The organism is Klebsiella sp. GW_Kp181 (genome assembly GCF_040062315.1).
Lineage (GTDB): Bacteria > Pseudomonadota > Gammaproteobacteria > Enterobacterales > Enterobacteriaceae > Klebsiella > Klebsiella oxytoca.
Map to the genome: position 1 here is coordinate 81,679 of NZ_JBEAFR010000045.1, position 22,349 is coordinate 104,027.

Here is a 22,349-nt window from a genome sequence, read left to right on the forward strand (position 1 = left end):
TTCAGACGGCTGGCCTTGTAGCCTTTGGCACCATGTCAAAGGCGCTGCGCCTCCGCTCTGCCATCCGATCATTGATGCACAAGGGTTTGCTGGCGGCGTTTTGCTTTTAATCCTGTCTACCTTTTCTGGACGCCTCATGAAGCAATTAACCGTTCTCGGTTCGACCGGTTCTATCGGCTGCAGCACGCTGGACGTGGTGCGCCATAATCCAGATAGTTTTTCTGTCACTGCGCTGGTCGCCGGGAAAAATGTCGACCGTATGGTTGAACAATGTCTGGAATTCTCCCCTCGTTACGCGGTAATGGATGATGCGCGCAGCGCTGAACTGCTGCGGTCAAAACTGCGCGAGCAGGGTAGCCGGACTGAGGTCATGAGCGGCCAGCAGGCTGCCGCGGAAGTCGCAGCGCTCGACGACGTTGACCAGGTCATGGCGGCGATTGTCGGCGCAGCGGGCCTGGTACCGACGCTTTCAGCTATTCGCGCGAGTAAAACGGTGCTGCTGGCGAACAAAGAGTCGCTGGTGACCTGCGGCCGTCTGTTTATGGAGGCCGTGCAGAGATACGGAGCGCGTTTGTTACCGGTAGATAGCGAGCACAATGCGATTTTTCAGAGTATGCCGGAAACAGTTCAACAGGATCTGGGGTACGCTGATTTAACCCAAAACGGCGTGTCGTCGATTCTGCTAACGGGCTCCGGTGGTCCTTTCCGCGAAACGGCGATTTCGGAACTGGCGGCGATGACCCCCGATCGGGCATGTAAGCATCCAAACTGGTCCATGGGGCGCAAGATTTCTGTCGACTCCGCCACCATGATGAATAAGGGGCTGGAGTATATCGAAGCCCGCTGGTTGTTTAATGCATCTGCGCAGCAGATGGAAGTTCTGATTCATCCGCAATCGGTGATTCATTCGATGGTGCGCTATCAGGATGGCAGCGTGCTGGCGCAGCTCGGCGAGCCGGATATGCGGACGCCGATTGCCCATACGATGGGCTGGCCAAAGCGTCTCAACTCAGGAGCAAAACCGTTGGATTTTTGTCAACTGAGCAACCTGAGCTTCTCCGCGCCGGACTATGCGCGTTATCCCTGCCTGAAGCTGGCAATGGACGCGTTTGACGTGGGGCAGGCGGCGACAACCGCGCTGAATGCGGCAAACGAAGTCTCGGTCGCGGCATTCCTCAACGGTGATATTCGCTTTACCGATATTGCGGCAATCAATCAGTCGGTCTTGGATCAACAGACGCTAAATGAACCGCAAAGTATTGATGAAGTACTGGCTATTGACGCTATGGCCCGGGCAAGCGCAGGTCGGCTGCTAGCGGCGCAGCGCAAATTCTGATACTCGTTGTGATATTTGTGGGCGCATGGCTTCGGTGATATAGTCTGCGCCATCCGATCGTTGCATTTTGGTGTGAAAGATTACGGTGGCCGTGGCAAGACACGGCTTTTTTGCGTAAAGCTTTTGGTTGTTCTCTGCGATTGGCCGTAGCTCCGGCACCGGATAAAAATGCGTATCCAGCGCTGACCGGTGGCCCGTGTTTAGTAGCTTAGCTAATCCTTATTATGGACTTAAAACGCGTTATGTTGTCTGCTAATCAAACTGTCAGCGAAATGTTGCCTGCGCATGGCTGTCGTCATGTCGCCATTATTATGGACGGCAACGGTCGCTGGGCTAAACGGCAAGGAAAAATCCGCGCCTTTGGCCATAAAGCCGGCGCGAAGTCTGTTCGTCGCGCCGTCTCATTCGCGGCTAATAATGGTATTGAAGCGTTGACGTTATACGCGTTCAGCAGTGAAAACTGGAATCGCCCGGCGCAGGAAGTCAGCGCGCTGATGGAGCTGTTTGTCTGGGCACTGGATAGCGAAGTAAAAAGTCTGCACAGGCACAATGTGCGCCTGCGTATCATCGGCGAGACCACGCGATTCAATGCGCGTTTACAGGAACGTATTCGCAAAGCGGAAGCGCTTACTGAGAACAACACCGGTTTGACTCTGAACATTGCCGCCAACTACGGTGGCCGCTGGGATATCGTTCAGGGCGTTCGTCATCTGGCCAAACAGGTACAAGACGGGTTACTCCAGCCCGAACAAATCACGGAAGAGATGCTGAGCCAGCAGGTATGCATGCATGAACTGGCTCCCGTAGATTTAGTTATTAGGACCGGGGGAGAGCACCGCATTAGTAACTTTTTGATTTGGCAAATTGCCTATGCCGAACTTTACTTTACGGATGTTCTTTGGCCCGATTTCGCTGAACAGGACTTTGAAGGTGCACTCCATGCCTTTGTTAATCGAGAGCGTCGTTTCGGCGGCACTGAGCCGGGTGGCAGCAATGCCTGATGGGGGTCACTTTTGCTGAAGTATCGCCTGATTTCTGCTTTCGTCTTAATCCCCGTCGTTATTGCGGCGCTTTTTCTATTGCCGCCTGCGGGCTTTGCCATCGTCACGCTGGTGGTCTGTATGCTCGCCGCGTGGGAGTGGGGGCAATTTAGCGGTTTCACTTCAACGACGCAGCGAGTCTGGCTGTCGGTGCTTTGCGGTCTGCTGCTGGCGCTGATGCTATTCCTGATGCCGGAATACCATTATGACGTTCATCAACCGCTGGTTGAGGGAGCGCTGTGGGCATCATTCGGCTGGTGGATAGTCGCGCTGCTTCTGGTTCTGACTTACCCCGCTTCTGCGGCCTTCTGGCGCAATTCAAAAACGCTCCGTCTGATATTCGGCATCCTGACCATTGTCCCGTTTTTTTGGGGCATGCTGGCGCTGCGAGCGTGGCATTACGCCGACGATCATTACAGCGGTGCGCTGTGGTTACTTTACGTGATGATTCTGGTCTGGGGCGCGGATTCCGGCGCCTATATGTTCGGGAAAATGTTCGGTAAGCATAAGCTGGCGCCGAAGGTTTCTCCGGGTAAAACCTGGCAGGGTTTTTTCGGCGGGCTGTTAACGGCTGCGGTTATCTCCTGGGCTTACGGCTGGTGGGCCCATCTGGACGTGACGCCGACGGTCCTGCTGGTGTGTTCGGTTGTGGCGGCCCTGGCCTCGGTACTGGGCGATCTGACCGAAAGCATGTTTAAACGCGAAGCTGGCATCAAAGATAGCGGAAATCTGATTCCCGGACACGGCGGTATCCTCGATCGTATCGATAGCCTGACGGCTGCGGTACCTGTGTTTGCTTGTCTACTCTTGTTGGTTTTCAGGACGATTTGACGGAAGGTTTTATGCTGAGCGTTCTCTGGAATTTGGCTGCTTTTATTATTGCGCTGGGCGTGCTGATCACCGTCCATGAGTTTGGCCATTTCTGGGTAGCTCGCCGCTGCGGTATCCGCGTTGAGCGTTTTTCTATTGGCTTTGGCAAAGCGCTGTGGCGCCGTTTTGATAAGCAGGGAACGGAATTTATTATCGCCCTTATCCCATTGGGCGGTTATGTCAAAATGCTCGATGAGCGCGTTGAGCCGGTGGCGCCCGAGATGCGCCACTGCGCGTTTAACAACAAAACCGTGGGTCAGCGTGCCGCAGTAATTGCCGCGGGGCCGATTGCCAACTTCCTTTTTGCCATTTTTGCCTGGTGGCTGGTCTTTATCATCGGTGTCCCCGGCGTGCGACCGGTCGTTGCCGATATCGCTCCTGACTCTATTGCCGCGCAAGCACAAATTGCAAAAGGAATGGAACTTAAAGCGATAGATGGCATCGAAACGCCTGATTGGGATGCAGTACGTATGGCGCTGGTGGCAAAGATTGGCGATCGGCAAACAATAGTTACCGTCGCCCCTTTCGGGACCAATCAACGCCAGGATAAAATCCTCGATCTGCAGCGTTGGGCGTTTGAGCCGGATAAACAAGATCCGGTTGCTTCATTAGGCATTCAGCCCCGCAGCGCGCAGATTGATACCGTCCTGGCTGAAGTACAATCTAACTCGGCGGCGCAGAAGGCGGGTTTGCAAGCGGGCGACAGGATCGTTAAAGTCGATGGTCAACCGTTAACGCAGTGGATGACGTTTGTTAATCTGGTGCGTGATAATCCGGGTAAGGCGTTAGTTCTGGACATCGAGCGGCAGGGTAGCCCCCTGTCGGTAACCTTGACGCCGGATACGAAGTCTACCAAAGGTAAAGCTGAGGGGTTTGCAGGGGTCGTACCTAAGGTCATCCCGCTGCCTGATGAATATAAGACAGTGCGTCAGTACGGGCCGTTTGCCGCCATCGCTGAAGCCACGGATAAAACCTGGCAGCTGATGTCGTTAACGGTCAAGATGCTGGGCAAATTGATAACCGGTGATGTCAAACTGAACAACCTCAGCGGGCCGATTTCTATCGCCCAGGGGGCTGGGATGTCAGCGGAGTTTGGGCTGATTTATTATCTGATGTTTCTTGCGCTCATCAGCGTGAACCTCGGAATAATCAACCTGTTCCCGCTTCCCGTTCTTGACGGGGGACATCTGCTGTTTTTGGCGATTGAAAAGCTGAAAGGCGGACCGGTATCCGAGCGAGTTCAAGACTTTAGTTATCGCATTGGCTCAATATTGCTGGTGCTGTTAATGGGGCTTGCACTTTTCAATGATTTCTCTCGGTTGTAAGAGAGTTTGTTAGGAAGAACGCATAATAACGATGGCGATGAAAAAGTTGCTCATAGCGTCGCTGCTGTTTAGCAGCGCAACCGTATACGGTGCTGACGGGTTCGTGGTGAAGGACATTCATTTCGAAGGCCTTCAGCGTGTCGCTGTTGGTGCGGCCCTCCTCAGTATGCCAGTGCGTCCTGGCGATACCGTAACCGATGATGATATCAGTAATACCATCCGCGCCCTGTTTGCCACCGGCAACTTTGAGGACGTTCGCGTTCTGCGCGATGGTGATACCCTGCTGGTGCAGGTGAAAGAGCGTCCAACGATTGCCAGCATCACTTTCTCCGGCAACAAGTCGGTGAAAGATGACATGCTCAAGCAAAACCTTGAGGCATCCGGCGTACGCGTAGGGGAATCTCTCGATCGCACCACGCTTGCTGATATCGAAAAGGGGCTGGAGGATTTCTACTATAGCGTCGGTAAGTATAGCGCCAGCGTTAAAGCTGTCGTGACGCCGCTGCCGCGTAACCGTGTCGACCTGAAACTGGTATTCCAGGAAGGCGTCTCAGCGAAAATCCAGCAGATCAATATCGTCGGCAATCATGCATTCAGCACCGATGAACTGATTTCTACCTTCCAGCTGCGCGATGAAGTGCCGTGGTGGAACGTGGTCGGCGATCGCAAATATCAGAAACAGAAGCTGGCGGGAGATCTCGAAACGCTGCGCAGCTACTATCTGGATCGCGGCTATGCTCGTTTCAACATTGACTCCACGCAGGTTAGCCTGACTCCGGATAAAAAAGGGATCTACATCACCATCAACATTACCGAAGGCGATCAGTACAAGCTTTCTGGCGTGCAGGTGACGGGAGACCTGGCAGGGCATTCGGCAGAAATTGAAGCGCTGACTAAAGTCGAGCCGGGCGAGCTGTATAACGGCACCAAAGTGACCAAAATGGAGAATGACATTAAGAAACTCCTTGGTCGCTACGGCTACGCCTATCCGCGCGTTCAGTCCCAGCCGGAAATCAACGATAGTGATAAGACCGTGAAGCTGCACGTAAACGTCGATGCGGGTAACCGCTACTACGTGCGTAAAATTCGCTTCGAAGGCAACGATACCTCGAAAGATGCCGTTCTGCGTCGCGAAATGCGTCAGATGGAAGGTGCCTGGCTGGGCAGCGACCTGGTCGACCAGGGGAAAGATCGTCTGAATCGTCTGGGCTACTTTGAAACGGTTGATACCGATACGCAGCGCGTGCCGGGCAGCCCGGATCAGGTTGACGTGGTCTATAAAGTTAAAGAACGCAATACCGGTAGCTTTAACTTCGGCGTGGGTTACGGTACGGAAAGCGGCGTAAGCTTCCAGGCCGGCGTTCAGCAGGATAACTGGCTCGGTACCGGCTATTCTGTGGGAATTAACGGCACCAAAAACGATTACCAGACCTATACTGAACTGTCGGTGACGAACCCGTACTTTACCGTGGATGGCGTCAGCCTCGGCGGTCGTGTCTTCTATAACGACTTCGATGCTAACGATGCGGATCTGTCTGACTATACCAACAAGAGCTATGGTACAGATATTACGCTGGGCTTCCCGGTCAACGAGTACAACACGCTGCGCGCGGGCCTTGGCTATGTGCATAACAAGCTGTCCAATATGCAGCCTCAAGTATCCATGTGGCGTTACCTGAATTCGATGGGACAGTATCCGGACAACACGAACGACAGAAACTCGTTCAGTGCTGACGACTTCACCTTCAACTACGGCTGGACGTATAACAAGCTCGACCGGGGCTTCTTCCCGACCGAAGGTTCACGCGTCAACCTGAACGGTAAAGTGACGATTCCGGGTTCGGATAACGAATACTACAAAGCGACGCTGGATACCGCGACTTATGTCCCGATCGATGACGATCATAAATGGGTCATGTTGGGTCGAACCCGCTTTGGTTATGGTGATGGTCTGGGCGGCAAAGAGATGCCGTTCTATGAGAACTTCTATGCCGGTGGTTCAAGCACCGTGCGTGGCTTCCAGTCCAACACTATCGGTCCGAAGGCAGTGTATTTCCCGGCCAGCAGCCGTCATGACGATGATGACAGCTACGATAACGAATGTAAGAGCAGCGAGTCTGCACCGTGTAAATCTGATGATGCGGTGGGCGGTAACGCCATGGCGGTGGCCAGCCTTGAGCTGATTACCCCAACGCCGTTTATCAGCGATAAATATGCCAACTCGGTCCGTACTTCCTTCTTCTGGGATATGGGTACCGTGTGGGATACGAATTGGGATTCAAGCGCTTATGGCGGTTACCCGGACTATAGCGATCCGAGCAATATCCGTATGTCTGCGGGTATCGCGGTGCAGTGGATGTCGCCGTTAGGACCGTTGGTATTCTCCTACGCTCAGCCGTTTAAAAAGTACGATGGAGACAAAGCTGAACAGTTCCAGTTTAACATCGGTAAAACCTGGTAATTGTGTTGGCTACAATGGAATGTAAGTGCAGTTGCAGTATAGCGCTGACTATTGGCGATAACTGAGGTTATCGCCTGGCCACGCAAATAACGGTACCCCTGGGTACTCATGGGATGGTAAGGAGTTAATTGTGAAAAAGTGGTTATTAGCTGCAGGTCTGGGTTTAGCAATGGTAACTTCCGCTCAGGCGGCAGATAAAATTGCAATGGTTAACATGAACAGCCTGTTCCAGCAGGTTGCCCAGAAAACAGGCGTTTCTAACACGCTGGAAAACGAGTTTAAAGGCCGCGCGAGCGAGCTGCAGCGTATGGAAGGCGACCTGCAGTCTAAAATGCAGCGTCTGCAGTCCATGAAAGCGGGCTCTGACCGTACCAAACTGGAAAAAGACGTGATGGCTCAGCGCCAGACTTTCTCCCAGAAAGCGCAGTCTTTTGAACAGGATCGTGCACGTCGTTCTAACGAAGAGCGCGGCAAGCTGGTGACTCGTATCCAGAGCGCTGTGCAGAGCGTCGCTAAAGATCAGAGCATCGATCTGGTTGTTGACTCTAATGCCGTTGCATACAACAGCAGCGATGTAAAAGACATCACCGCTGATGTGCTGAAACAGGTTAAATAAGTAATGCCTTCAATTCGACTGGCTGATTTAGCCCAGCAGTTGGATGCAGAATTACACGGTGATGGCGATATCGTCATCACCGGCGTTGCGTCCATGCAGTCCGCGAAAGCGGGCCATATTACTTTCATGGTAAATCCTAAGTACCGTGAACACCTGGCCGCTTGCCAGGCATCTGCCGTCGTGATGACGCAGGATGATTTGCCTTTTGCCCACAGCGCCGCGCTGGTAGTGCGTAATCCCTACCTGACCTACGCGCGCATGGCTCAAATTCTTGATACCACGCCGCAGCCGGCGCAGGATATCGCGCCGAGCGCGGTCATCGATGCCACGGCGAAGCTGGGTACTCACGTAGCGATTGGCCCGAATGCCGTTATCGAGTCGGGTGTTATCCTCGGTGATAACGTGGTTATCGGCGCCGGTTGCTTCGTTGGGAAAAATACGAAAATAGGTGCCGGCTCGCGTTTATGGGCCAACGTCACCGTTTACCACGACATTGAGATCGGCGAGAATTGCCTGATTCAGTCCAGCACGGTGATTGGCGCAGATGGCTTCGGCTACGCGAACGATCGCGGCAACTGGGTTAAGATCCCGCAGCTGGGTCGCGTCATTATCGGCGATCGCGTGGAGATAGGCGCTTGTACGACCATCGATCGCGGCGCGCTGGACGACACCGTCATTGGTAACGGCGTGATTATTGATAACCAGTGTCAGATTGCGCACAACGTGGTAATTGGCGACAACACCGCAGTTGCTGGTGGCGTGATTATGGCGGGCAGCCTCAAGATTGGCCGCTACTGCATGATCGGCGGAGCCAGCGTGATCAACGGCCACATGGAAATCTGCGATAAAGTCACCGTCACGGGTATGGGGATGGTTATGCGACCGATCACCGAGCCAGGCGTTTATTCTTCAGGTATCCCGCTGCAGCCGAATAAGGTCTGGCGCAAGACCGCTGCGCTGGTACTGAATATTGATGATATGAGCAAGCGTCTCAAAGCCATTGAGCGCAAGGTTAATCAACAAGATTAGTGCTTCTCCAGCCACATTTAAATTTTCGGCCTGTTGCATTCATGAGATTGCCGCAGGCCGTGTTATTATTGCCTTTTAGTATATTTAGACAGGAAGAGTATTTTGACTACTGACACTCATACTCTGCACATTGAAGAGATTCTGGAACTGCTGCCTCACCGTTACCCGTTCCTGCTGGTCGATCGCGTGCTGGATTTTGAAGAAGGTCGTTTTCTACGCGCAGTAAAAAATGTTTCTGTAAATGAGCCGTTTTTCCAGGGGCACTTCCCTGGTAAGCCGATTTTACCGGGCGTACTGATTCTGGAAGCGATGGCCCAGGCTACCGGCATTCTGGCATTCAAAAGCGTTGGAAAACTGGAACCGGGCGAGCTGTATTATTTTGCCGGGATTGACGAAGCGCGTTTCAAACGTCCGGTCGTGCCTGGCGATCAGATGATTATGGAAGTCACTTTTGAGAAAACCCGTCGCGGCCTGACTCGTTTCAAAGGCGTTGCGACGGTGGACGGGAAAGTGGTTTGCGAAGCAACGATGATGTGTGCCCGTAGCCGGGAGGCCTGATACGTGATTGATAAAACCGCCTTTATTCATCCTACCGCCATTGTAGAAGAAGGCGCCGTTATTGGCGCTAACGTCCACATTGGCCCGTTTTGTATTGTTGGCGCTAACGTCGAAATCGGCGAAGGCACCGTACTGAAATCTCACGTTGTCATCAACGGTCATACCAAAATTGGCCGCGACAACGAGATCTATCAGTTCGCTTCCATCGGTGAAGTTAACCAGGATCTGAAATATGCTGGCGAACCGACCCGCGTGGAAATTGGCGATCGCAACCGCATCCGCGAAAGCGTCACCATTCATCGTGGCACAGTACAGGGCGGTGGATTAACGAAGGTGGGCAGCGATAACCTGCTGATGATCAACGCCCACGTGGCGCATGATTGTACGCTTGGCGACCGCTGTATTCTGGCTAATAACGCCACCCTCGCAGGTCATGTTTCGCTGGATGATTTTGTTATCATCGGCGGCATGACTGCCGTGCATCAGTTCTGCATTATTGGCGCGCATGTGATGGTGGGCGGCTGCTCCGGCGTAGCGCAAGACGTTCCGCCGTTCGTTATTGCTCAGGGCAACCACGCAACGCCGTTTGGCGTTAACATCGAAGGGTTGAAACGTCGCGGCTTCAGCCGTGAGGCGATCACTGCGATTCGTAACGCCTATAAGCTACTGTACCGCAGCGGTAAAACGCTGGATGAAGCGAAAGCCGAGATCGCCGAACTGGCGACACAGTATCCTGAAGTGCAGACATTTACCGACTTCTTTGCTCGCTCCACGCGCGGCCTGATTCGTTAATGGCTGAATCACGTCCCCTGACGATTGCCCTGGTCGCCGGAGAAACCTCCGGCGATATTCTTGGTGCCGGTCTTATTCGCGCGCTCAAAGCCCGTATGCCTGATGCTCGTTTTGTAGGCGTTGCCGGGCCGTTAATGCAGGCGGAAGGCTGCGAGGCCTGGTACGAGATGGAAGAGCTGGCGGTGATGGGCATTGTTGAAGTGCTGGGACGCCTGCGTCGACTGCTGCACATTCGCGCCGATCTCACCCGACGTTTTACCGAGCTTAAACCAGACGTGTTCGTCGGTATTGATGCGCCTGACTTCAATATCACCCTCGAAGGTAATCTGAAGAAGCAGGGTATCAAAACGATCCATTACGTCAGCCCATCGGTTTGGGCATGGCGGCAAAAACGCGTTTTCAAAATTGGCAGATCCACCGATCTGGTTCTGGCATTCCTGCCTTTCGAAAAAGCGTTTTATGACAAATTTAACGTTCCCTGCCGGTTTATCGGCCACACGATGGCGGATGCGATGCCGCTGGACCCGGACAAAGACGCGGCGCGCGACCGTCTGGGGATCGCGCGTGACGTACACTGCCTGGCGCTGCTGCCGGGTAGCCGTGGGGCAGAAGTCGAGATGCTCAGCGCCGACTTCCTGAAAACGGCGCAAATCCTGCGAGAATATTATCCCGATCTGGAAGTGGTCGTTCCGCTGGTCAACGCGAAGCGGCGGGAACAGTTTGAGCGTATCAAGGCGGAAACGGCGCCGGAGCTGGCCGTTCACCTACTGGATGGGCGGGCTCGCGATGCAATGATCGCCAGCGATGCTGCGCTGCTGGCCTCCGGCACGGCTGCGCTGGAGTGTATGCTGGCTAAGTGCCCGATGGTAGTTGGTTATCGGATGAAGCCCTTTACCTTCTGGCTGGCGAAACGGCTGGTGAAGACCGACTACGTGTCGTTACCGAACTTACTGGCCGGGCGTGAACTGGTTAAAGAGCTGCTGCAGGATGAATGCCGACCGCAGGCGCTGGCGGAGGCGCTGAAGCCGCTGCTGGCCGACGGTAAAACCAGCCACGATATGCATGAAACCTTCCGCGCGCTGCATCAGCAGATCCGCTGCAACGCTGATGAGCAGGCGGCGGATGCAGTTCTGGAGTTAGCAAAATGATGGAATTCGTGTATCCGCATACCCATCTGGTTGCGGGAGTCGATGAAGTCGGACGCGGTCCGCTGGTTGGCGCGGTGGTGACGGCTGCGGTGATACTCGATCCGGCCAAACCGATTGTGGGTCTTAATGACTCGAAAAAGCTCAGCGAAAAACGGCGCCTGGCGCTATTTGACGAGATCAAAGAAAAAGCGCTGTGCTGGAGCCTGGGTCGGGCGGAGCCGCATGAAATCGATGAACTGAATATTTTACACGCGACCATGCTGGCCATGCAGCGCGCCGTCGCGGGTTTGCGCGTCTCCCCGGAATTTGTTCTTATTGATGGTAACCGCTGTCCGCCGCTGCCCGTACCTTCGCTGGCGGTTGTCAAAGGCGATAGCCGGGTGGCGGAAATCAGCGCCGCATCGATTCTGGCGAAAGTGACGCGCGATGCGGAAATGGCCGCGCTGGATCGGCAATTTCCACAGTACGGCTTTGCACAACATAAAGGTTATCCCACCGCTTTTCATCTGCAAAAGCTGCTGGAACATGGCGTTATCGAGCAATACCGGCGCAGTTTTGGCCCGGTGAAACGCGCGCTGGGCCTGGCGTCCTGAACTGACACGCAAGCACTAAAGTAACGCGGAATCTGAAGATGGCTGAACCACGTTTCGTACACCTGCGGGTGCACAGCGACTATTCCATGATCGATGGTCTGGCGAAAACCGGACCGTTAGTAAAAAAGGCGGCCGCGCTCGGCATGCCTGCGCTGGCGATCACTGATTTTACCAACCTCTGCGGGCTGGTGAAGTTCTACGGAACGGGACACGGCGCCGGAATTAAACCCATAGTCGGGGCCGATTTCCACGTCCAGAGCGATCTGCTCGGCGATGAACTGAGCCAGCTTACGGTATTGGCTGCGAATAATACTGGCTATCAAAACCTGACGCTGCTGATCTCCAAAGCCTATCAGCGCGGCTATGGCGCAGCGGGCCCGATTATCGATCGCGACTGGCTGATCGAATTAAAAGAAGGCTTAATTCTGCTCTCTGGCGGGCGTATGGGCGACGTGGGCCGTAGTCTGCTGCGCGGCAATATGGCGCTGGTGGATCAGTGCGTTGATTTTTATGCGCAGCATTTCCCTGATTGCTATTTCCTTGAGCTCATTCGCACCGGCCGCCAGGATGAAGAGTCTTATCTGCATGCGGCGGTGAAGCTGGCGGAAACTCGCGGCTTACCGGTGGTGGCAACCAACGACGTTCGCTTCCTTGAGCCGGGCGACTTCGATGCTCATGAAATCCGCGTGGCCATCCACGACGGCTTTACCCTCGACGATCCAAAGCGTCCGCGCAACTATTCGCCGCAGCAGTATATGCGCAGCGAAGAAGAGATGTGCGAGCTCTTTTCCGATATACCCGAAGCGCTGGAAAACAGCGTTGAGATCGCCAAACGCTGTAACGTGACCGTGCGCCTTGGTGAATACTTCCTGCCGCAGTTCCCGACCGGGGATATGACCACCGAAGATTATCTGATTAAGAAATCTAAAGAGGGTCTGGAAGAGCGTCTGGCATTCCTGTTCCCCGACCCGGATGAGCGGGCAAAACGCCGTCCTGAATATGATGAGCGTCTGGATATTGAGCTGCAGGTGATTAACCAGATGGGGTTCCCGGGCTACTTCCTGATCGTGATGGAGTTTATCCAGTGGTCCAAGGATAACGGCGTGCCGGTCGGGCCCGGCCGTGGTTCCGGCGCCGGGTCGCTGGTGGCCTATGCGCTGAAAATTACCGACCTCGATCCGCTGGAATTCGACCTGCTGTTCGAACGTTTCCTTAACCCGGAACGTGTCTCCATGCCCGACTTCGACGTTGACTTCTGCATGGAGAAACGCGACCAGGTGATTGAGCACGTTGCGGACATGTACGGCCGCGATGCGGTTTCGCAGATTATTACCTTTGGTACCATGGCGGCGAAGGCGGTAATCCGCGACGTTGGCCGCGTGCTTGGTCACCCGTACGGTTTTGTGGATCGTATTTCCAAGCTGGTGCCGCCAGACCCGGGGATGACGCTGGCGAAAGCGTTTGAAGCCGAACCGCAGCTGCCGGAAATTTACGAGGCGGATGAAGAGGTTAAAGCGCTGATCGACATGGCGCGTAAGCTCGAAGGGGTCACCCGTAACGCCGGTAAACACGCGGGCGGGGTGGTGATCGCGCCCACCAAAATTACCGATTTTGCCCCGCTATACTGCGATGAAGCGGGCCAGCATCCGGTTACCCAGTTTGATAAAAACGATGTCGAATATGCCGGGCTGGTAAAGTTCGACTTCCTCGGTTTGCGTACGCTCACCATCATTAACTGGGCGCTGGAGATGATCAACGCCCGCCGCGAGAAGAATGGCGAGGGGCCGCTGGATATCGCCGCTATTCCGCTCGACGATAAAAAAAGCTTCGATATGCTGCAGCGCTCGGAAACCACCGCCGTCTTCCAGCTTGAATCGCGCGGCATGAAGGATCTGATTAAGCGTCTGCAGCCCGACTGCTTCGAAGATATGATCGCCCTGGTGGCCCTGTTTCGTCCGGGGCCGCTGCAGTCGGGGATGGTGGATAACTTTATCGACCGTAAACACGGCCGTGAAGAGATATCGTATCCGGACGTACAGTGGCAGCATGAATGTCTGAAACCGGTACTGGAGCCAACCTATGGCATTATCCTGTACCAGGAACAGGTCATGCAGATCGCCCAGGAGCTTTCCGGCTATACCCTCGGCGGCGCGGATATGCTGCGTCGTGCGATGGGTAAGAAAAAACCGGAAGAGATGGCCAAGCAGCGTTCTGTCTTCGAAGAAGGCGCGAAGAAAAATGGCGTTGACGGCGAGCTGGCGATGAAGATCTTTGACCTGGTGGAGAAATTCGCCGGTTATGGCTTTAACAAATCGCACTCTGCCGCTTATGCTTTAGTGTCCTATCAGACGCTGTGGCTGAAGGCGCACTATCCGGCTGAATTTATGGCGGCGGTGATGACCGCGGATATGGATAACACCGAAAAAGTCGTCGGCCTCGTGGATGAGTGCTGGCGGATGGGGCTGAAGATTCTGCCGCCGGATATTAACTCCGGCCTGTACCATTTCCACGTTAACGACGATGGCGAAATCGTTTATGGTATCGGCGCGATTAAAGGCGTCGGCGAAGGTCCGATTGAAGCGATCATTGAAGCCCGTAATCAGGGCGGCTATTTCCGCGAACTGTTCGATCTCTGCGCGCGTACGGATATTAAAAAACTCAACCGTCGGGTGCTGGAAAAACTGATCATGTCCGGGGCCTTTGACCGCCTCGGGCCGCATCGCGCGGCGTTAATGAATTCGCTGGGCGACGCGCTGAAGGCTGCCGATCAGCACGCGAAAGCCGAAGCTATCGGTCAGGCGGACATGTTCGGCGTGCTGGCGGAAGAGCCGGAGCAAATCGAGCAGTCCTACGCCAGCTGCCAGCCGTGGCCGGAACAGGTGGTGCTGGATGGCGAAAGGGAGACCCTGGGGCTGTACCTGACCGGGCACCCGATTAACCAGTATTTGAAAGAGATCGAACGCTACGTTGGCGGCGTACGACTCAAAGACATGCATCCGACCGATCGTGGTAAAGTGACCACGGCGGCGGGGCTCGTTATTGCCGCGCGGGTCATGGTCACCAAGCGCGGCAATCGTATCGGCATCTGTACGCTGGATGACCGTTCCGGGCGTCTGGAGGTGATGCTATTCACCGACGCTCTGGATAAATACCAGCAGCTGCTGGAAAAAGACCGCATACTTATCGTCAGCGGACAGGTCAGCTTTGATGACTTCAGCGGGGGGCTTAAAATGACCGCTCGTGAAGTTATGGACATTGACGAAGCCCGGGAAAAATATGCTCGCGGGCTTGCTATCTCGCTGACGGACAGGCAAATTGATGACCAGCTTTTAAACCGACTCCGTCAGTCTCTGGAACCCCACCGTTCGGGAACTATTCCAGTACACCTCTATTATCAGAGGGCGGATGCACGCGCGCGGTTGCGTTTTGGCGCAACATGGCGCGTCTCTCCGAGCGATCGTTTACTTAACGATCTGCGTGGCCTTATCGGCTCGGAGCAGGTGGAACTGGAGTTTGACTAATACAGGAATACTATGAGTCTGAATTTCCTTGATTTTGAACAGCCGATTGCAGAGCTGGAAGCGAAAATCGATTCTCTGACTGCGGTTAGCCGTCAGGATGAGAAACTGGATATTAATATCGATGAAGAAGTGCATCGCCTGCGTGAAAAGAGCGTAGAGCTGACGCGCAAGATCTTCGCCGATCTTGGTGCATGGCAGGTTGCCCAGCTGGCCCGCCATCCACGTCGCCCATACACCCTGGATTATGTCCGCCTGGCTTTCGACGAATTCGACGAACTGGCCGGCGATCGCGCCTACGCCGATGATAAAGCTATCGTTGGCGGGATTGCGCGTCTGGACGGGCGTCCGGTGATGATTATCGGCCACCAGAAAGGGCGTGAAACCAAAGAAAAAATTCGCCGCAACTTCGGTATGCCGGCGCCGGAAGGCTATCGTAAAGCGCTGCGTCTGATGGAAATGGCAGAGCGCTTTAAAATGCCGATCATCACCTTCATCGACACCCCTGGTGCTTATCCAGGCGTCGGGGCGGAAGAACGCGGCCAGTCTGAAGCGATTGCTCGCAACCTGCGTGAAATGTCCCGTCTGAGCGTGCCGGTTATCTGCACCGTTATCGGTGAAGGCGGCTCCGGCGGCGCGCTGGCGATTGGCGTCGGTGATAAAGTGAATATGCTGCAGTACAGCACCTATTCCGTTATCTCCCCGGAAGGCTGTGCGTCCATTCTATGGAAAAGCGCTGACAAAGCGCCGTTGGCCGCTGAAGCGATGGGAATTGTTGCTCCGCGTTTGAAAGAGCTGAAGCTAATTGACTCCATCATTCCTGAACCGCTGGGCGGCGCGCATCGTAATCCGGAAGCGATGGCAGCCTCACTGAAAGAACAGCTGTTGGCCGATCTGGCTGACCTCGACGTGCTTGGCGAGGAAGAACTGCTGAACCGCCGCTACCAACGCCTGATGAGCTACGGCTACGCCTGATTATTGATCTCATTTTTCAACGCTAAGGGTCGGATTTTCCGGCCCTTTTTTTATGTGTTGTTTATTGAGATGACGTGAGAAGAACATGAGCTAATGTGATTAGCCGATGATGCCGCTCTCCCTTAAAACAGTAGCGACTGCCTGGTATTGCAACCCGGCAGGCCGTTAACAAGGATAAAGGAGAAGTTCTATGGCATTGCACAAAACCGTCGCGATAAGCGCCGTGGCCGCAGGGATCATGTTAAGCCTGGGGGCCGCACAGGCTGCACCGCTGCTGGGCGCAACGGAAGCGACAACCATGAAAGCGAGCGACCTGGCCGCTAAAGAAAAAGCCTTAACCGACTTTCCGCTGATGGAGTCGGTTAAATCATCAATTCAAACCCTGCCTAACAGCGAAGTGGAGAAAATCGCACCGGGCCTGGCGAGCAACCCGGCGAACGTTAAGCGTGTTGAAAGCATCCTTTCAGAACAGGATTGGGAATATCTGTTCCCGATGCGCGCCGCAGAATATACCTACTCTAATTTTCTGAAAGCTATTGGTAAATTCCCTGCCGTGTGCGGAACCTATACCGACGGACGCGACAGCGATGCCATCTGCCGTAAATCGCTGGCAACCATGTTTGCCCACTTTGCTCAGGAGACCGGCGGCCATGAAAGCTGGCGTGATATTCCCGAATGGCGTCAGGCGCTGGTTTATCTGCGTGAGGTTGGCTGGGTTGAAGGTCAGAAGGGCGGCTATAACGGCGAATGCGATCCCTCTATCTGGCAGGGGCAGACCTGGCCATGCGGTAAAGATAAAGACGGCGACTACCTGAGCTACTTCGGCCGCGGAGCGAAACAGCTGTCCTATAACTACAACTATGGTCCGTTCTCCGATGCAATGTACGATGGCGACGTTCGTCCGCTGCTGGATAAACCGGAGCTGGTGGCGGATACCTGGATGAACCTGGCGAGCGCCGTCTTCTTCTTCGTTTATCCGCAGCCGCCGAAGCCCTCTATGCTGCACGTCATCGACGGAACCTGGGTTCCAAACGATCATGATAAAGCAAATGGCCTGGTCGAAGGCTTTGGGGTAACCATTCAGATTATCAACGGCGGCGTTGAGTGCGGCGGAGCGGAAGAGAACGCGCAGTCTCTTAACCGTATTGCTTACTACAAAGAGTTCGCAAACTACCTCAAAGTGCCGATTGCCGACGACGAAGTTCTCGGCTGTAAGAATATGAAGCAGTTCGATGAAGGCGGTGCGGGCGCATTGCCGATTTACTGGGAAGAGGATTGGGGATGGAGTCCGGACACCGCTGACGGCAAGACTAACGCCTGCCAGTTGGTGGGCTATCAGACGCCGTATACCGCTTTTAAAGAGGGCGACTATGCGAAGTGTGTGCAGAGCCACTTCAACGTCAATATCGTTGATGACAGCGGCCAGTCCGAGGATATTACGCCGGTCAAGCCTGACGATACCACACCTGCGCAGGAGACGAACGTGGCGCCGGTGGCTCGCATCGCCGGTCCGATTGGCGCAATTGAAGCTGGTGCCAGGGTTTCTCTGAGCGCGGAAGGTTCTACCGATGCGAACGGCGACAAGCTAAGCTACACCTGGATGTCTCAGGACGGCCAGACCCTTAGCGGACAGGATAAAGCCGTAATTACCTTCACCGCACCGGAAAAAGATCGCGATGCCCAGTATGTGGTTAGCCTGACGGTAAGCGACGGTTCGTTGTCCAGCACGGCAACTTACACTCTGAACGTCAAGGCCAAAGCCGCTGCTGCGGACGAAACGACGGATGGCAAAGATAGCGATACCATTAGCTATCCTTCCTGGAGCAGTACCCAGACATGGAAAGAGGGCGATATCGTCAATAACCACGGCGCGCTGTATCAGTGTAAACCGCTTCCGGAAGGAGCATGGTGCAACGTGGCGCCGACTTACTATGAGCCTGGCGCCGGCATTGCCTGGGGCGATGCGTGGAAGGCGTTGTAATAGAGATAAATCCGCCAGCGCTAAGCGCTGGCGGGGTGCTATTATGCTTTCCTTAGGTCAATTCCTGGAGGAAAGCGTGAATATTATTGCGATCATGGGTCCCCACGGCGTCTATTATAAAGACGAACCGATGAAAGAACTGGAAGCTGCCCTGCAACGGCAAGGTTTCCAGACCATCTGGCCGCAAAATAGCGCCGACCTTTTGCAGTTTATTGAGCATAATCCGCGGATCTGCGGAGTCATTTTCGATTGGGATGAGTACAGCGTGGATCTGTGCAGCGATATCAATCGTTTAAATGAGTATCTGCCGCTGTACGCCTTTATCAACGCCCATTCGACGATGGACGTCAGCAGTCAGGACCTGCGTATGACGCTATGGTTCTTTGAATATGCGCTGGGGCTTTCGGAAGAGATCGCTACCCGCATCGGTCAATACACCCGCGAATACCTCGACAACATCACCCCGCCGTTTACCCGGGCGCTGTTTAACTACGTACAGGAGGGAAAATATACCTTCTGTACGCCTGGACATATGGGCGGATCGGCCTATCAAAAAAGCCCGGTGGGTTGTCTGTTTTATGATTTCTTTGGCGGTAATACCTTAAAGGCCGACGTCTCTATTTCCGTGACGGAGCTGGGGTCGCTGCTCGATCATAGCGGCCCGCATCTGGAGGCCGAGGAGTATATTGCCCGCGCCTTCGGCGCCGAGCAGAGCTATATGGTCACCAACGGAACCTCGACGTCGAATAAAATTGTTGGTATGTATTCTGCCCCGGCGGGCAGCACCCTGCTTATCGATCGCAACTGCCATAAATCGTTGGCCCATTTACTGATGATGAGCGATGTGGTGCCGCTATGGCTGAAACCGACGCGCAACGCGCTAGGGATCCTCGGCGGCATACCCAAGCGTGAATTTACCCGCGATAGTATTCAACAAAAAGTCAACGCCACCGGCGGCGCCGGGTGGCCGGTTCATGCGGTGATCACTAACTCCACCTATGACGGGCTGCTGTATAACACGACCTGGATCAAAGAGACCCTCGACGTGCCGTCAATCCACTTTGACTCCGCCTGGGTACCCTACACTCATTTCCATCCGATCTATCACGGGAAAAGCGGGATGAGCGGCGATCGCATCCCGGGCAAAGTGATCTTTGAAACGCAGTCGACGCACAAAATGCTGGCGGCGCTATCGCAGGCTTCGCTGATTCATATTAAAGGCAGCTACGATGAAGATACCTTCAATGAAGCCTTTATGATGCATACCTCGACCTCACCGAGCTACCCGATCGTTGCCTCTATTGAAACGGCGGCAGCCATGCTGCGGGGTAATTCCGGCAGGCGACTGATCCAGCGTTCGATTGAGCGGGCGCTGGATTTTCGTAAAGAGGTGCAGCGATTACGCGAGGAGTCTGACGGTTGGTTCTTTGATATCTGGCAGCCGGAAGAGATTGGTGAAGCGCAGTGCTGGCCGGTTTCGCCCGGTGAACAGTGGCACGGTTTTCAGGATGCCGATAGCGACCATATGTACCTCGATCCGGTGAAAGTGACGATTCTGACGCCCGGCATGGATGAGCAGGGTAATATGGATAATGAAGGTATACCGGCGGCGCTGGTGGCGAAATTCCTTGATGAGCGCGGCGTGGTCGTCGAGAAAACGGGCCCGTACAACCTGCTGTTCCTTTTCAGTATCGGTATAGATAAAACCCGAGCGATGGGACTGTTGCGCGGATTGACTGAGTTCAAACGCTCTTACGATCTCAATTTGCGAGTGAAAAATATGCTGCCGGATCTGTACGCTGAAGATCCGGATTTTTACCGCAATATGCGCATTCAGGATCTGGCGCAGGGTATTCATCGTCTGATTCGCCAGCACCAGCTCTCGCAGCTGATGCTTAGCGCCTTTGACGTCCTGCCGGAGATGAAAATGACGCCGCATCAGGCCTGGCAGCGGCAGATCAAAGGTGAAGTGGAAACTATCGAACTGGAAAATCTGGTCGGGCGTATTTCAGCGAATATGATCCTACCGTACCCGCCCGGCGTGCCGCTGTTGATGCCCGGTGAGATGATCGCCGAAGAGAGCCGCGCGGTGCTCAATTTCCTGCTCATGCTGTGCTCTATTGGCCGCCACTATCCGGGCTTCGAAACCGATATCCACGGCGCGAAACGCGATGAAGATGGGGTGTACTGGGTTCGAGTCTTAAAAAATGACTAAGCGCTTGCGCAATAATGAACTGAGCGAGTAACGTTGTTGGCTTCAACAGGAGGAGTGGTACCATGCTGGGTTTAAAACGGGTTCACCATATCGCTATCATTGCGACGGATTATGCGAAGAGTAAAGCGTTTTACTGCGACATCCTGGGGTTCACCCTGCAGGGGGAGTTTTATCGCGCAGAGCGTGATTCCTGGAAAGGCGATCTGGCGCTGAATGGTGAATATGTCATTGAACTGTTTTCATTCCCGTTTCCTCCCTCGCGTCCGAGTCGCCCCGAAGCCTGCGGGTTACGCCATCTGGCGTTTAGCGTCGATGATGTCGATGCTGCTGTGGCTCATCTTGAGGCGCACGGTGTGCCTTGTGAAGGGGTTCGTATCGACCCTTTTACCGGTAAGCGTTTCACCTTTTTTAACGATCCCGACGGGCTGCCGCTGGAGATTTATCAGCAGTAATTCTTGTCAGCGCGTGTTCTGGCGGGTAACGTGCCGAACACGCTTTCCTCAGTTAGTACTCTCATGATGATGATCCCGGACATTGCGCACACGCTTCAGCCGCACCGCCATTTTTTAGTGGCCTTTAGCGGCGGGCTGGATTCGAGCGTGCTTTTATATCGCCTGGTGCTCTGGCGCGAGCAGGATCCCACCGTTCGCCTGAGGGCGATACATATTCACCACGGGCTTAGCGCCAACGCCGACGACTGGGTGGCGCACTGCCAGCAAATGTGCCAGCAGTGGCAGGTGCCGCTTCTGGTAGAGCGGGTCGCGCTCGCCGATGAGGGGTTGGGAATTGAGGCTCATGCGCGGCAGGCGCGCTACCAGGCATTTCGTTCGGCGCTGGCGCCCGGCGAAGCGCTGGTGACCGCGCAGCATCTTGACGACCAGTGCGAAACCTTCCTGTTAGCCCTTAAGCGGGGAAGCGGCCCTACCGGGCTCTCGGCGATGGCCGGCGAGTCCGATTTTGCCGGGACGAAACTGCTGCGCCCGCTGCTTCACGAAAGCCGTGACTCCCTCCATCAGTGGGCGATGGCCCGTCAGCTCAGCTGGATTGAAGACGAAAGCAACCAGGATGACGCTTACGATCGCAACTTTCTCCGCCTGCGGATTCTCCCGCTGCTTCATGCACGCTGGCCGCACTTTGCCGAGGCCGTGGCGCGCAGCGCCAGCCTGTGCGGCGAACAGGAACAGCTGCTGGATGAAATGCTGGCCGCCGAGCTGGCAACGCTGGTTGCTGAGGACAGTTCGTTAACTATCGCTCCGTTGACGACTATGAGCGCACCTCGGCGGGCCGCGCTGCTGCGCCGCTGGCTGGCTGGGCTCAATGCACCAATGCCTTCGCGCGAGGTGCCGGAGCGTATCTGGCGTGAAGTGGCGATGGCGCGCGAGGATGCGTTTCCCTGTTTGCGCCTTGGTCCGTTTACCGTTCGCCGCTACCAGCAGCGTCTGTACTGGGTGAGATATATTCCAGGCCAGAGTGAGACAATGCTGGAGTGGCGCGATACTGCCAGCCCGCTGCCGTTACCTGACGGTCTCGGCGAGCTGAGTTTACTGTCCGGCGGGCCGTTACGCGGGCCGCGCGAGGGAGAAGCCGTTACTGTTCGCTTTCGTGCCAGCGGTAATCTGCATATCGTGGGTCGCAACGGTGGTCGCAAGCTGAAAAAAATCTGGCAGGAGCTGGGCGTTGCGCCCTGGCGACGCGATACGACTCCGCTACTGTTCTATGGCGAAACGCTTATTGCCGCCGCCGATGGTCTGTTTATTACCGTCGATGGGAAAGTTCAGGAAAGTGAAGGCTTCCAGATGAGATGGAGGAAAACGGGCGGCTAGGCCACCCGTTTTGATTGTCATCCCTAAACCACCTCCTAGGGAGGTGGTGATTGATCCTGTAAGGCTATA

The 22,349-nt window shown here is 54.9% G+C and carries 17 protein-coding genes; all 17 read left to right on the forward strand.

The genetic code is table 11. The features are described from left to right. Positions 1–136: 136 nt before the first annotated feature. The 17 genes from ispC to tilS all read left to right on the forward strand — a co-directional run bounded on the left by ispC (position 137) and on the right by tilS (position 22,280). Positions 137–1,336: a 1-deoxy-D-xylulose-5-phosphate reductoisomerase gene (gene ispC / locus ABLV11_RS08940; protein WP_004110719.1), complete on the forward strand. Its 1,200-nt coding sequence runs from the start codon at positions 137–139 to the stop codon at positions 1,334–1,336. 242 nt (positions 1,337–1,578) lie between these two features. Next, positions 1,579–2,337 carry a (2E,6E)-farnesyl-diphosphate-specific ditrans,polycis-undecaprenyl-diphosphate synthase gene (gene ispU, locus ABLV11_RS08945; RefSeq protein ID WP_004107935.1) on the forward strand — a complete coding sequence of 253 codons (759 nt, stop codon included), beginning with the start codon at positions 1,579–1,581 and terminating at the stop codon, positions 2,335–2,337. Between the two features lie 12 nt (positions 2,338–2,349). Continuing rightward, positions 2,350–3,207, forward strand: coding sequence for a phosphatidate cytidylyltransferase (cdsA, locus tag ABLV11_RS08950; RefSeq protein WP_004107933.1), 858 nt, complete (start codon positions 2,350–2,352; stop codon positions 3,205–3,207). 11 nt (positions 3,208–3,218) lie between these two features. After that, entirely contained in the window at positions 3,219–4,571 is a 1,353-nt protein-coding gene (gene rseP, locus ABLV11_RS08955; protein ID WP_004107932.1) for a sigma E protease regulator RseP, read from the forward strand. Between the two features lie 31 nt (positions 4,572–4,602). Beyond that, positions 4,603–7,032 (forward strand): outer membrane protein assembly factor BamA, encoded by a 2,430-nt coding sequence (gene bamA, locus ABLV11_RS08960; protein ID WP_032728922.1) that lies wholly within the window; start codon positions 4,603–4,605, stop codon positions 7,030–7,032. A 130-nt stretch (positions 7,033–7,162) separates the two neighbouring features. Next, on the forward strand, positions 7,163–7,648 hold the full coding sequence (skp, locus tag ABLV11_RS08965) for a molecular chaperone Skp (RefSeq protein WP_004098757.1): 486 nt from the start codon (positions 7,163–7,165) through the stop codon (positions 7,646–7,648). Between the two features lie 3 nt (positions 7,649–7,651). Beyond that, entirely contained in the window at positions 7,652–8,677 is a 1,026-nt protein-coding gene (lpxD, locus tag ABLV11_RS08970) for a UDP-3-O-(3-hydroxymyristoyl)glucosamine N-acyltransferase (RefSeq protein WP_004107927.1), read from the forward strand. A gap of 102 nt (positions 8,678–8,779) precedes the next feature. Next, entirely contained in the window at positions 8,780–9,235 is a 456-nt protein-coding gene (gene fabZ, locus ABLV11_RS08975; RefSeq protein WP_004098761.1) for a 3-hydroxyacyl-ACP dehydratase FabZ, read from the forward strand. Between the two features lie 3 nt (positions 9,236–9,238). Continuing rightward, complete coding sequence (lpxA, locus tag ABLV11_RS08980; protein ID WP_004110721.1) at positions 9,239–10,027, forward strand: acyl-ACP--UDP-N-acetylglucosamine O-acyltransferase; 789 nt, start codon at positions 9,239–9,241, stop codon at positions 10,025–10,027. Then, entirely contained in the window at positions 10,027–11,175 is a 1,149-nt protein-coding gene (gene lpxB / locus ABLV11_RS08985) for a lipid-A-disaccharide synthase (RefSeq protein ID WP_004107922.1), read from the forward strand. Before lpxA ends, lpxB begins: the two co-directional genes overlap by 1 nt. Continuing rightward, on the forward strand, positions 11,172–11,768 hold the full coding sequence (gene rnhB / locus ABLV11_RS08990; RefSeq protein WP_023320356.1) for a ribonuclease HII: 597 nt from the start codon (positions 11,172–11,174) through the stop codon (positions 11,766–11,768). Before lpxB ends, rnhB begins: the two co-directional genes overlap by 4 nt. Before the next feature lie 38 nt (positions 11,769–11,806). Further along, complete coding sequence (gene dnaE / locus ABLV11_RS08995; RefSeq protein ID WP_016807405.1) at positions 11,807–15,289, forward strand: DNA polymerase III subunit alpha; 3,483 nt, start codon at positions 11,807–11,809, stop codon at positions 15,287–15,289. 12 nt (positions 15,290–15,301) lie between these two features. Continuing rightward, a complete protein-coding gene (gene accA, locus ABLV11_RS09000) occupies positions 15,302–16,261 on the forward strand; it encodes an acetyl-CoA carboxylase carboxyl transferase subunit alpha (RefSeq protein ID WP_004107912.1) in 960 nt (319 codons plus the stop codon). Between the two features lie 190 nt (positions 16,262–16,451). Next, entirely contained in the window at positions 16,452–18,242 is a 1,791-nt protein-coding gene (locus ABLV11_RS09005; protein ID WP_004107911.1) for a chitinase, read from the forward strand. A 76-nt stretch (positions 18,243–18,318) separates the two neighbouring features. After that, positions 18,319–20,457 carry a lysine decarboxylase LdcC gene (locus ABLV11_RS09010; RefSeq protein WP_064372834.1) on the forward strand — a complete coding sequence of 713 codons (2,139 nt, stop codon included), beginning with the start codon at positions 18,319–18,321 and terminating at the stop codon, positions 20,455–20,457. A gap of 62 nt (positions 20,458–20,519) precedes the next feature. Then, positions 20,520–20,909, forward strand: a complete 390-nt coding sequence (locus ABLV11_RS09015; protein WP_004107908.1) for a VOC family protein — start codon at positions 20,520–20,522, stop codon at positions 20,907–20,909. 63 nt (positions 20,910–20,972) lie between these two features. Beyond that, positions 20,973–22,280: a tRNA lysidine(34) synthetase TilS gene (tilS, locus tag ABLV11_RS09020; protein ID WP_162556145.1), complete on the forward strand. Its 1,308-nt coding sequence runs from the start codon at positions 20,973–20,975 to the stop codon at positions 22,278–22,280. The last annotated feature ends 69 nt before the right edge of the window (positions 22,281–22,349 follow it).

Bases quoted from the DNA above. Each gene is read 5' to 3' on its own strand.
- rseP (WP_004107932.1), top strand. From the start codon at position 3,219: ATGCTGAGCGTTCTCTGGAATTTGGCTGCTTTTATTATTGCGCTGGGC.
- dnaE (WP_016807405.1), top strand. From the start codon at position 11,807: ATGGCTGAACCACGTTTCGTACACCTGCGGGTGCACAGCGACTATTCC.
- ispC (WP_004110719.1), top strand. From the start codon at position 137: ATGAAGCAATTAACCGTTCTCGGTTCGACCGGTTCTATCGGCTGCAGC.
- ABLV11_RS09005 (WP_004107911.1), top strand. From the start codon at position 16,452: ATGGCATTGCACAAAACCGTCGCGATAAGCGCCGTGGCCGCAGGGATC.
- bamA (WP_032728922.1), top strand. From the start codon at position 4,603: ATGGCGATGAAAAAGTTGCTCATAGCGTCGCTGCTGTTTAGCAGCGCA.
- ABLV11_RS09015 (WP_004107908.1), top strand. From the start codon at position 20,520: ATGCTGGGTTTAAAACGGGTTCACCATATCGCTATCATTGCGACGGAT.
- tilS (WP_162556145.1), top strand. From the start codon at position 20,973: ATGATGATGATCCCGGACATTGCGCACACGCTTCAGCCGCACCGCCAT.
- ispU (WP_004107935.1), top strand. From the start codon at position 1,579: ATGTTGTCTGCTAATCAAACTGTCAGCGAAATGTTGCCTGCGCATGGC.
- rnhB (WP_023320356.1), top strand. From the start codon at position 11,172: ATGATGGAATTCGTGTATCCGCATACCCATCTGGTTGCGGGAGTCGAT.
- lpxD (WP_004107927.1), top strand. From the start codon at position 7,652: ATGCCTTCAATTCGACTGGCTGATTTAGCCCAGCAGTTGGATGCAGAA.
- lpxB (WP_004107922.1), top strand. From the start codon at position 10,027: ATGGCTGAATCACGTCCCCTGACGATTGCCCTGGTCGCCGGAGAAACC.
- accA (WP_004107912.1), top strand. From the start codon at position 15,302: ATGAGTCTGAATTTCCTTGATTTTGAACAGCCGATTGCAGAGCTGGAA.